The sequence below is a fragment of the Polaribacter sp. Hel1_33_78 genome, from assembly GCF_900106075.1.
Classification (GTDB): Bacteria; Bacteroidota; Bacteroidia; order Flavobacteriales; family Flavobacteriaceae; genus Polaribacter.
Map to the genome: position 1 here is coordinate 713,788 of NZ_LT629794.1, position 12,812 is coordinate 726,599.

General features: G+C 33.6%; 7 protein-coding genes and 1 pseudogene. All 8 read left to right on the forward strand.

What is annotated here, in order from left to right:
• Positions 1-134 precede the first annotated feature (134 nt).
• A pseudogene (locus tag BLT88_RS03115) lies at positions 135-1,403 on the forward strand (hydroxymethylglutaryl-CoA reductase, degradative); the annotation flags it as partial.
• Between the two features lie 486 nt (positions 1,404-1,889).
• Positions 1,890-2,819 (forward strand): GYDIA family GHMP kinase, encoded by a 930-nt coding sequence (locus tag BLT88_RS03120; protein ID WP_091952928.1) that lies wholly within the window; start codon positions 1,890-1,892, stop codon positions 2,817-2,819.
• Positions 2,816-4,027 carry an NAD(P)/FAD-dependent oxidoreductase gene (locus tag BLT88_RS03125; RefSeq protein ID WP_091952929.1) on the forward strand — a complete coding sequence of 404 codons (1,212 nt, stop codon included), beginning with the start codon at positions 2,816-2,818 and terminating at the stop codon, positions 4,025-4,027. Before BLT88_RS03120 ends, BLT88_RS03125 begins: the two co-directional genes overlap by 4 nt.
• Before the next feature lie 50 nt (positions 4,028-4,077).
• Positions 4,078-4,635: a thioredoxin family protein gene (locus BLT88_RS03130; RefSeq protein ID WP_091952931.1), complete on the forward strand. Its 558-nt coding sequence runs from the start codon at positions 4,078-4,080 to the stop codon at positions 4,633-4,635.
• A gap of 244 nt (positions 4,636-4,879) precedes the next feature.
• Positions 4,880-5,269, forward strand: a complete 390-nt coding sequence (locus tag BLT88_RS03135) for a hypothetical protein (protein WP_231960066.1) — start codon at positions 4,880-4,882, stop codon at positions 5,267-5,269.
• A gap of 109 nt (positions 5,270-5,378) precedes the next feature.
• Positions 5,379-9,080: an efflux RND transporter permease subunit gene (locus BLT88_RS03140; protein WP_091952933.1), complete on the forward strand. Its 3,702-nt coding sequence runs from the start codon at positions 5,379-5,381 to the stop codon at positions 9,078-9,080.
• Complete coding sequence (locus BLT88_RS03145; RefSeq protein WP_091952934.1) at positions 9,077-10,315, forward strand: TolC family protein; 1,239 nt, start codon at positions 9,077-9,079, stop codon at positions 10,313-10,315. The genes BLT88_RS03140 and BLT88_RS03145 overlap by 4 nt, the downstream gene beginning before the upstream one ends.
• On the forward strand, positions 10,315-12,810 hold the full coding sequence (locus BLT88_RS03150; protein WP_091952936.1) for a heavy metal translocating P-type ATPase: 2,496 nt from the start codon (positions 10,315-10,317) through the stop codon (positions 12,808-12,810). Before BLT88_RS03145 ends, BLT88_RS03150 begins: the two co-directional genes overlap by 1 nt.
• Positions 12,811-12,812 lie beyond the last annotated feature (2 nt).

Genomic DNA, 12,812 nt, shown 5'->3' on the forward strand with positions numbered 1-12,812 from the left:
TAGATTTCATAAATGTTTGCCAAGTTTACGTAAAAATCTGCAAAAAATAGTTGTAAAAAGTAGAAATCTTGATTAATTCATATTTTTTGATTGGTTTAAATTATATTTGTTGTTGATAGTTTACAGATACATAAATGAGCAAACTTATTTCAGGATTTTCTAAGTTTAGTAAGGAAGAAAAAATAAATTGGTTAACCGAAAATTACTTTCAGAATGAAGCTGAAACAGTAAAAATTATTACCCAATATTGGAATAGTGACAAGGATTTACAGCAACTTCATGATGATTTCATAGAAAATACAATTTCTAATTTTTATATGCCTTATGGGGTTGCCCCCAATTTTATAATTAACGATAAGGAATATGCGATTCCTATGGTTGTAGAAGAAAGTTCAGTGGTAGCAGCTGCTTCGTTAGTTGCAAAATTTTGGAGTACAAGAGGAGGTTTTAAAACGATAGTTATTGGTACTGAAAAAATTGGTCAAGTACACTTTATGTTTTCTGGTGATAAAAGTGATTTAGAAAATTACTTCAATCAAAATAAAACAGAACTATTTGCCTCAACAGCTTCCATTACCAAAAATATGGAAAAGCGTGGAGGTGGAATTTTAGATATCCAATTAGTTGACAAAACAAATAAATTATCGAATTATTATCAATTGCACGTAACCTTTGAGACTAAAGATTCAATGGGAGCAAATTTTATAAATTCTTGTTTAGAAGCTATTGCAACAAAATTTGAAAAAGAGGACATAGAAATTGTAATGAGTATCCTTTCAAATTATATTCCAAAATGTTTAGTAAGAGCAGAGGTAAGTTGTAAGATTGATGATTTAGGGGGCAATAATCCTCAGAAGTTTGCAGAAAAATTTTATCAAGCAGTTAAAATTGCAGAAATAGAACCTTATCGGGCAGTTACACATAATAAAGGAATTATGAATGGAATTGATGCTGTTGTGTTAGCTACAGGTAATGATTTTAGGGCGATAGAAGCAGGTGCTCATGCATATGCTTCAAGATCTGGAGAATATACTAGTTTGTCTCATTGTGAAATTAAAAATGATATTTTTAAATTTTGGATAGAAATCCCATTAGCTATAGGAACTGTTGGTGGTTTAACGGCATTGCATCCAATGGCAAAATTATCTTTAGAAATGTTACAAAAACCATCTGCAAGAACCTTGATGCAAATTATGGCTTCAGCTGGTTTAGCTCAGAATTTTGCAGCTTTAAGAGCTTTAACAACAAAGGGAATTCAGCATGGACACATGAAAATGCATTTGCAAAATATTTTAAATCAGTTTGAAGCAAATGAAGAAGAAAAAGAAATTGTTACGGCTTATTTTGATAAAAGAACAGTTACGCATTCTGCTGTGGTCGAAAAAATAAATGCCTTAAGAAAACCTCAAATTAATTGGGTTAATTTTTTAGATGAAGATTTTGTAAGAGCTCAATTATCAAAGTTAAATAAAAATACCAAACCTATTTTTGGGAGTATGAATGCCCAACAAATGATAGAACATTTAAGTGATGTAACTCAGATTGCAAACGGAAATTGGAACGTGGATGTTTTTGTCTCAGATACAAAGGCCGCTCGTAGAAAACCATTTTTAGAGACAAAAAACGAATTGCAAATAGGTTTTAAAGCTTCTTTTTTAGCAGAAGAGCCTGATAAATTAAAATTTAGTTCTATTAAGGAATCAATTAATGATTTAATAAAGCAGATAGAAATATTTACCACCGTTTTTATGGAAGATAAAAATAGAACAGTAGTTCACCCGTTTTTTGGTGAGTTAGATTTTGAGTATTGGAAGAAGTTTCAAGTAAAACATTTTACACATCATTTTAAACAATTTAATTTGGTGTAAACTAAATTTCAAAATAAGAAAATGAAAAACTTTTATTCCAATGGGAAGCTTTTGTTAACAGGAGAATACCTCGTTTTAGACGGTGCAAAATCGTTGGCTGTCCCTACTAAATTTGGTCAAGATTTAAGTGTTGAAAAAATTAAAGAAACACAGCTAATTTGGGGAAGTTTTACACACACAGGAGAATGTTGGTTTGAAGCTATTTTTGATTTGCAGAAGTTACGTTTAGTAAGTTGCACATTTAATTCTGATACAGAGGGAAATGCAGGTTTTATAGCAGAAACACTTTTAGAAATATTAAAAGAAGCCAGAATCTTAAATCCTGAATTTTTGAATTCTGAAAGTGGATTTGTTGTAAAAACCAGACTGACTTTTCCCAGAAATTGGGGCTTAGGAAGTTCGTCAACGTTAATAAATTCGATTGCCTCTTGGGCAAAAGTAGATGCTTTTAAATTACTTTGGAATTCCTTTAAAGGAAGTGGTTACGATATTGCTTGTGCTCAAAATGATATGTCAATTTTTTATGAAATAAAGGATGAAAAACCAATGGTTGAACAAGTATCGTTTAATCCAATTTTTAAAGAAAATTTGTTTTTTGTGCATCTAAATGAAAAGCAAGATTCTAAAGAAGGAATTGCGAAGTTTAGGGAAAGTAATCAGGATATTGAAAAAGAAATTAAAATGATTTCAGCTATTTCTGATGCGTTTTTAAAGGCAGAATCAATAGAAGATTTTGATAGGTTAATTATAGAGCATGAAAGAATTATCAGTTCAATTATCAAGGTAAAACCTGTAAAAGAAAAATTATTTTCGGATTATTTTGGAGAAATAAAAAGTTTAGGAGCATGGGGAGGAGATTTTGTTTTAGCAACAGGGAATTCAGCGACACCCGCTTATTTTAAAAATAAAGGATTTGAAACAATTCTTACATATTCAGAAATGATTTTATGAGTAAAGTAATAATTATTGGAGGTGGAGCAGCAGGATATTTTACAGCAATAAATGCAAAAGAAAATAATCCCGAATTAGATATTACTATCCTAGAAAAAGGGAAAGATGTTTTACAAAAAGTAAAAATTTCTGGAGGCGGAAGATGTAATGTAACCCATGCGTGTTTTGAGCCAAAAGAATTAGTGAAATTTTATCCAAGAGGAGAAAAAGAATTACTTGGTCCTTTTCATCAATTTATGACGGGAGATACTTTTGAGTGGTTTGATGATAGAGGAGTGCCTTTAAAAATTGAAGATGATAGTCGTGTTTTTCCAGAAGCAAATACCAGTCAAGCAATTATAGATTGTTTTCAAAAAGCTGTTGATAAATTAAAGATTAAAGTGTTAACAAATCATGGAGTGAATTCTGTGTCTCCGCAAGAAAGCAAATGGATTGTTAATACGAAAGAACAAATTTTTGAAGCTGATAAATTAGTAATTGCAGCAGGAAGTTCTAAAAAAGTATGGGAGTTGTGTGAAAGCTTAGATCATGGGATTATACCACCGGTACCTTCTTTATTTACGTTTAATATTAACGATAAGAGATTGTTAGATCTACTAGGTACTGCCGTTCCGAATGCAACCGTAAAAATTGTAAACACAAAATTAGAAGCTTCAGGTCCTTTATTAATTACCCATTGGGGAATGAGTGGTCCCGCAGTTTTAAAACTTTCAGCTTTTGGGGCAAGAATTTTAGCAGATAAAAATTATCAATACAATGTAGAAGTAAACTGGTTATCTAGACCAAAGGATAAAGTATTGAATGTTCTTCTAAATTTAAAAAAGAAAGAACCTCGTAAAACCGTAATTTTAAAGTCGCCATTTGCAGAAGTTTCTAAAAGATTGTGGGAACGTTTTGTAGTCGCATCTGGCATTAAACCAATTCAAAACTGGGCAGATTTAAATAATTCTCAATTAGAAAATTTAGCAAATCAACTTACAAAAGGTGTCTTTAATGCAAATGGAAGAACTACTTTTAAAGATGAATTTGTAACTGCTGGCGGAATTGATTTAAAAGAAATTAATTTTAAACGTTTTGAAAGCAAGAAACATGCAAACCTCTTTTTTGTGGGTGAAGTGTTAAATATTGACGCAGTTACTGGTGGTTTTAATTTTCAAAATGCTTGGACGGGTGGTTATATTTGTGCAAATGCATTGGCACAAGACTAAAAATTTAAATTAATTTTATTAACGAGGTTCCTAAAAGTTTAAAATAAATTATGGCATTAACAGCATCAAATGAGTTTCCTTTAGGAAGAAAAGCGCCAGACTTTCTTTTGTTGAATACAGTTGATAACACAGCGCTTTCTTTGAGCGAGGCAAAAGGCGAAAAAGGAACTGTTATTATGTTTATTTGTAATCATTGTCCGTTTGTAATTCATGTAAATGATGAATTGGTGAAAATGGCAAATGAGTACCAAGAAAAGGGTGTTAATTTTATTGCAATAAGTTCTAATGATATTGAAAATTATCCGGAAGATGCTCCAGGTCTAATGAAGCAACTGGCTAAAGATGTAAACTATCCTTTTCCTTATTTGTATGATGAAACTCAGGAAGTAGCAAAAAAGTATGCTGCTGCTTGTACTCCAGATATCTATGTGTTTGATGAAGATTTAAAAGCCGTTTATCACGGTCAAATAGACAATTCAAGACCTGGAAACGGAAAACCTGTTACGGGAAATGATTTACGAGATTCTTTAAATAATTTAATAGAAAATAGAGCTGTTATAGAAAATCAAAAACCAAGCATGGGTTGCGGTATAAAGTGGCGGTTATAGTTTTTGACGTTCAGGTCGAAAGTAAAAACTAAAATTTTAAAGGAGAGATAAGATTTTTTTTTAATCATTAAAAAATGCACGCTAGAAATACCACTAGAGTAAAAAAACACAGATTTAGATTGCATAAAATAGTTGTAAAGTGAAGAATAGCCTTTTTTAGGTTTAAAATTCTGTTAAACCAAAATTTCGTTTATTAAAATTTTGTAACTTTGTTTTTAGTATGAGACAAGTCTTCCGTAAAATAATGTCAATTTTAATGGCTTTTGTAGTGTTATTTTCTACAATGTCATTTACGATTAATATGCATTATTGTGGCGATACTTTGGTAGAAACTGCTATGTTTCAAAAAGCAAAAGGATGTGGTATGGAAATGCAAAAGCCTTCTACTGAAGCCTGTGTCTTTGCAAAAAAGAACTGTTGTAAAAATGAACAATTAGTTATTGAAGGGCAAGATAAATTACAATTTCAAATTGATGTCATTTCTTTAGAACACCAGATATTTATTGCATCATTCGTGTATACTTACCATAACCTTTTCTCAGGTTTCGATAGGAATATATCGCCTTATGAAGTATACAAACCACCACTCGTCATAAGGCCCCTATACAAGCTAGACGAGACCTATTTAATTTGATTTTTAAACAATAGATTATATCATCCTATAACTTGCATGTTATAAGGGTTAATTGTTGTGTTCGGTATTTTTCTAACACGAATGTGTAACTGTTTAATAATCAAAGCTAATGCTAAATAAAAGCATCAAATTTTTAATAGAAAATAAATTGGTAGCGGTGCTGCTACTCGTCCTTTTTGTGGGATGGGGAACTATTAATGCCCCTTTCAATTGGGATACAGGGTTTTTACCAAGCAATCCTGTAGCCGTAGATGCTATTCCAGATATTGGTGAAAACCAACAAATTATCTTCACAAAATGGGATGGTCGTTCACCACAAGATATAGAAGACCAAATTACCTATCCTCTAACGACTTCTTTACTCGGTATTCCTGGTGTAAAAACGATTCGTAGTTCTTCTATGTTTGGGTTTTCAAGTATTTATATCATTTTTGAAGAAGATAAGGAGTTTTATTGGAGTCGTAGTCGCATCCTCGAAAAACTGAATTCATTACCAAGCGGATTATTACCCGAGAATGTTAATCCTGCTTTGGGTCCAGACGCCACAGGACTAGGACAGATTTTTTGGTATACACTTGAAGGGCGTGATGAAAACGGAAACGTTACAGGTGGTTGGGACTTACAAGAGTTAAGAAGCATACAGGATTACTATGTAAAATATGCATTGTCATCTGCAAGCGGAGTTTCTGAAGTAGCCTCTATTGGCGGTTACGTAAAGGAATATCAAGTAGACGTAGATCCGGAGTTGATGCAACAATACAATATTGATTTAAGTGAAGTTGTAAAAGCAGTCAAGGAAAGTAATAAAGACATTGGTGCACAAACTTTAGAAATTAACCAAGCAGAATATTTAGTGCGCGGGTTGGGCTATGTAAAATCTATTGAGGATATAGAAAACGCAGTGGTTTCTTCTGAAGATTATACATCCCTACGAATTAAAGATATAGGTAAAGTATCGTTAGGTCCTGCAGCACGCAGAGGCTTATTAGACAAAGAAGGTGCTGAAGTTGTTGGCGCCGTTGTAGTAGCTAGATATGGAGCTAATCCAATGGAAGTCATTAATAATGTAAAAGAAAAAATCAATGAGTTAAGCGCAGGATTACCTTCTAAAGTGTTAGCAGATGGTAGAACCTCTCAAGTCACGATTGTTCCTTTTTATGACAGAACAGAATTAATTCAAGAAACATTAGAAACACTAAATGAAGCATTAACCTTAGAAATTCTAATAACCATTCTTGTGATTATCATTATGGTATTTAATCTACGAGCTTCTATATTAATATCAGGTCTTTTGCCCGCTGCTGTTTTGATGGTGTTCATAGCCATGAAGCTTTTTGGTGTTGATGCTAATATTGTAGCGCTTTCTGGTATTGCTATTGCCATTGGTACAATGGTCGATGTAGGCGTCATACTTTCCGAAAACATTATTAGGCACCTCGATGAAGACGATGGTAAACTACCAATAAATACGGTAGTTTATAATGCTACAGCAGAAGTCTCTGGTGCCATAGTCACAGCAGTAATGACAACGATCATTAGTTTTATTCCAGTCTTTACGATGATTGGTGCAGAAGGAAAATTATTTAGACCATTAGCGTATACAAAAACCTTTGCTTTAACCGCTTCAATTATTGTGGCTTTGTTTTTAATTCCGCCTTTTGCTGCCTTTTTATTCCGAAGAAAAAGTATAAAAAAGAATTTCAATTACATTATAAACGCAGCTTTAATTTTGGCGGGAATATTAGGAGTTATCTATAGTTCTTGGTTAGGCGTTATTTTGATAGGTTTTGGAATTACAGGCGCATTAAAACTTCAAGAAAAATTAAATGAAAAGCGGACGAATGGTATCAATATCATCATTACCGTAGCTGCAATTGTATTTCTTCTAGCTGAATATTGGAGACCTTTAGGTGTAGATAAAAGCATCTTTTGGAATCTCATTTTTGTAAGTATTATTTGCTTTGGATTATTAAGTGTTTTTATTTTATTCCAGAGGTATTATACACGTATTTTAAGATGGTGTTTAGATAACAAGTTGTTGTTCTTGTCAGTGCCAACAGCTATTGTTATTGCTGGATTTTTTATCATGAAGAATACTGGTAAAGAATTTATGCCTTCTTTAAATGAAGGTTCATATTTATTAATGCCAACCTCAATGCCACATTCTGGTGTTGAAGAAAATAAGCGTGTTTTACAGCAATTGGATATGGCCGTAGCTAGTATTCCAGAAGTTAAAACGGTAGTTGGTAAAGCAGGTAGAACCGAATCTGCTCTAGACCCAGCACCATTATCGATGTATGAAAACATTATTCAGTATAAACCTGAATATATGCTGAATGCCGAAGGGGTTCGCCAGCGCTACAAAGTTAATGATGATGGCGAATATGTATTAAAAAACGGAATGGCATTGCGAGCGGAACAACGCGAAGCTTGGCAATCTTTCAATGCAAAAGAACAACTCATTTCAGATAATGATGGTGAGTTTTATCGGAATTGGCGACCAGAAATTAAATCGCCAGATGATATTTGGAATGAAATCGTAAGAGTTACCAAATTACCTGGTGTAACGTCAGCACCAAAGTTGCAGCCCATTGAAACTAGATTAGTGATGCTTCAAACAGGAATGCGAGCACCTATGGGTATAAAAGTAAAAGGGCAAGATTTAAAACAAATTGAGGCATTTGGAGTTCAATTAGAAAACATACTTAAACAAGCTGAAGGTGTCAAACAAGAAGCAGTTTTTGCAGACCGTATCGTTGGTAAACCCTATTTGCTAATAGATATTGATAGGGCCAAAATTGCGCGCTACGGCATAAGCATACAGGATGTGCAAGATGTATTAAAAGTTGCTATTGGTGGTATGGTATTAACCCAAACCGTTGAAGGTCGAGAACGCTACGGAGTTCGTGTGCGCTATCCGAGAGAATTACGAGCTAATCCAACCGATTTAAAGCAAATATATATTCCTGTTGCAAAAGGTAGTTCAGTACCATTAAGTGAATTGGCAGCCATTCGATACGAACAAGGTCCGCAAGTTATTAAAAGTGAAGACACGTTTTTAGTAGGCTATGTTTTATTCGATAAATTAGATGGTTTTGCCGAGGTGACTGTTGTTGAAAATGCACAGGTTTTAATTCAGCAAAAAATTAATTCGGGTGAATTAATAGTGCCAAAGGGCATCAACTACAAGTTCACTGGAACTTACGAAAATCAATTAAGAGCAGAAAAAACGTTATCAGTTGTAGTGCCCTTGGCTTTAGTCATTATCTTTTTGATTCTATACTTTCAATTCCGTTCTGTCACTACATCGCTTATGGTATTTACAGGAATCGCGGTAGCATTTGCAGGTGGTTTTATAATGATTTGGCTCTATGGTCAAGATTGGTTTTTAAACTTCAATTTCTTGGGGGAAAATATGCGAGATTTACTTCAAATGCACCCTATTAATTTAAGTGTAGCCGTTTGGGTTGGGTTTATAGCCTTATTTGGAATAGCAACCGACGATGGTGTAGTTATGGCGACTTATTTAAAACAAACTTTCGCCAGAAATATGCCAGAAAATAAGAAAGAAATTAGAGCATCAATAGTTGAGGCAGGAGAAAAACGTATTCGTCCGTGTTTGATGACTACAGCAACAACGATACTGGCTTTATTGCCTATTTTAACATCAACAGGACGAGGAAGTGATATTATGATTCCTATGGCAATCCCAAGTTTTGGTGGCATGCTAATCGCTTTAATTACATTATTTGTTGTTCCAGTTTTGTACAGCTGGAAACAAGAATTTCAACTTAAAAGAACAGTAAAATGAAACATAACAAGTTCAATATAAAATTAGTCTTGGCTCTTGGTTTTTGTTTCTTGGGTCTTTTAGGAAATGCACAAGAATTAGAAACCTTTATTGAAGAAGCATTAGCAAATAATCCAGAAATTCAAAAGTTTGAATTGCAATACAATATTGCTTCTGAAAAAATAAATGAGGTAAATACGTTACCAAATACTGAATTTGGTATAGGTTATTTTTTAAGCGAACCAGAAACACGCACAGGTGCACAGCGCTTTAAAGTTTCAGCTAAACAAATGTTGCCTTGGTTTGGCAATATAACTACAAGAGAGAATTATGTGAGTGCTTTGGCAAATGCTAAATACGAGGATATTGTTATTGCTAAGCGGAAACTAATGGCCTCAGTTTCAAAATCCTATTACAATCTCTATGCAAATAAAGCGAAACAGGCAGTATTAAAAGAAAACATCAAATTATTGGATACCTATGAAACATTGGCGTTGACTTCCGTTGAAGTTGGTAAAGCTTCAGCAGTTGATGTATTACGATTACAAATGCGTCAGAATGAAATGCAACAATCATTAGCTATTTTAAGGCAGCAATTTCTTTCTGAACAAACCACTTTTAATAAACTCTTAAATCGGGACAAAGCTATTATAGTCAATGTGATATATAAATTGAATATTCCTTCAGAAGATTTTGAAATATATTTGGAAAATTTAGCATTACATCCTGAATTACTTAAATATGATAAGCTCTATCAATCAATAGAACAATCTGAATTGTTAAACCAAAACGAAAGCAGTCCAATGGTTGGTTTTGGATTAGATTATATCAGCGTAGACAAGCGTCCTAATATGGATTTTAGAGATAATGGTAAAGACATTATTATGCCAATGGTTTCATTATCAATACCTATTTTTAACAAAAAATACAAATCGAAAAGCAAGCAAAACGACTTGCAACAGCAGGAAATTGAATTTCAAAAACAAGAACGATCGAATACGTTAGAAACCCTTTTAAATAAAGCGATTAACGATAGAGTTTCATCAAGAATACGACATGCCACCCAAACAAAAAACTTAAATCAGGCGAAAGATGCAGAAGAAATTCTCATTAAAAGCTATGAAACAGGTACGATTGATTTTAATGATGTATTAGATATTCAAGAATTACAATTGAAGTTTCAAATGAATCAAATAGAAGCGGTAAAGACCTATTATGTGCAAACCACGATTATTAATTATCTAACTCAGCAATAATGACAAATACTTATCATATACACGGAATGACTTGTAAGGGTTGTCGCAGTCATGTTGAAGAAACACTATCACAAGTAGAGGGAGTTTCAAAAGCTAGGGTTGATTTAGAAAAGGCAGAAGCCACAATTGAAATGGAATCACATATTTCATTAGAAAGTTTTCAAGAAGCCTTAAAAAATGATGGTGATAGATATAGTATTCATAATTCAGTAGAGGATCATCAACATTCTAAAGAAGAAAAAAAAGAACAACTAATAGGGAAAGGTACAGGGGTGTTTTATTGTCCAATGCATTGCGAAGTCGATAAAATCTATAATAAATCAGGCGTTTGTCTTGTATGCGGAATGGATCTGGTTGAAGAAATTAGCTTAACCTCGAAAAGCACAGAATTCACTTGCCCAAAGCACCCAGAAATCATGAAGGATGAACCAGGTTCGTGTCCCATTTGCGGCATGGATTTAGTCGCTTTGGAAGCAGATGTTTCCGAAGAAGATAAAACATATAAAAGGCTTTTAAAAAAGTTTGGGATTGCAGTCGCCTTTACTGTGCCGATATTTCTAATAGCAATGTCCGAAATGATATATAACAATCCTTTGTATGCTATTTTAGATCAAAAGCAATGGAATTGGATTCAATTTGGATTGTCTTTTCCAGTGGTTTTTTATGCCACTTCGATGTTTTTTAAACGTGCCTGGACTTCTATTAAAACAGTGAATCTAAATATGTTTACGCTTATTGGAATTGGTTCTGGTATAGCGTGGCTATTTAGTGTTTTTGCCATGTTGTTTCCTGAGGTGTTTCCGCAAGATTTTAAAACATCTGATGGTAACGTATTTGTGTATTTTGAGGCTGCTACTGTCATTCTTACATTAGTGTTATTAGGCCAGTTATTAGAAGCAAGAGCACATAGTCAAACCAGTGGTGCTATAAAAGAATTATTAAAGTTAGTGCCATCAACAGCGACCTTGGTTGCAGATGGTGTCGATAGACTAATAGCTATTGATAAAATTGAACAAGGTAATTTATTACGTGTAAAACCTGGAGAAAAAATACCTGTTGATGGCAGTATTACAGAGGGGTATAGTAGTATTGATGAGTCCATGATTACTGGTGAGCCAATTCCTGTAGATAAAAATATTGGTGATAAAGTCAGTTCAGGAACAATTAACGGCACAAAGTCGTTTATAATGAAAGCTGAAAAAGTAGGTTCAGAAACTTTACTTTTTCAAATCATTCAGATGGTAAATACAGCAAGTCGTTCAAAGGCCCCTATTCAAAAATTGGCGGATAGAATTTCTAAATACTTCGTTCCTATAGTATTATTAGTTTCGTTAATAACGTTTACTGTTTGGGTGAATTTTGGTCCAGAACCACCTTATGTTTATGCATTTATAAATGCAATTGCGGTATTAATTATTGCTTGTCCTTGTGCGTTAGGTTTAGCGACACCAATGTCAGTAATGGTTGGTGTTGGAAGAGGTGCACAATCTGGTGTTTTGATTAAAAATGCAGAAGTATTAGAGAAAATGAATACCGTGGATATACTAATTATAGATAAAACAGGAACGATTACAGAAGGAAAGCCATCAGTTGAAAAGGTAATAGCAACTAATGCTGTGGAAGAAGCTACGTTAGTAAATTACATAACATCCTTGAACCAATATAGTGAGCATCCTTTAGCCGAAGCAATCGTGAACTATGGTAAATCAAAAAAAGTATCAATTAGTAAAGTAAACGATTTTGAAACCATAGCAGGTAAAGGTGTTATTGGTACAGTTGGTGGTAAAAAAGTGGCTTTAGGAAATGCCAAACTATTAGAACAATTCTCTATTGTCATAACTGAAAGTCTAGCAAAAGAAGTAAAGGCTGAACAAGAACAAGGAAAAACAGTATCATACATAACAGTAGAAAATGAAGCGGTAGGTTATGTTACTATTTTTGATGCTATCAAAAAAACAAGTCAAAAGGCTATTAAAGAACTACAAAATAATGGTGTTGAAGTCATCATGTTAACTGGAGATAATAAGAATACAGCTAAAGCGTTAGCGGAACAGTTAAATCTAAAACACTATAAAGCCGAATGTCTTCCGGAAGATAAACTCAAGGAAATAATAATACTTCAACAAAAAGGCAAAATTGTTGCGATGGCAGGCGATGGTATTAATGATGCACCTGCATTAGCACAATCCGACGTTGGTATCGCTATGGGAAATGGCACAGACGTAGCCATTGAAAGTGCAACAATAACATTGGTTAAAGGCGATTTACAAGGGATTGTAAAAGCTAAAAAATTAAGTCACGGTGTGGTTAAAAATATAAAACAGAACTTATTTTTTGCATTTGTTTATAATGTGGTGGGCGTTCCAATTGCCGCAGGTGTTTTATATCCGATTTTTGGCTTATTACTCTCGCCAATGATCGCGGCATTAGCCATGAGTTTTAGTTCAGTATCAGTAATAGCCAATGCATTAAGATTGCGAAATATTAAAATATAATT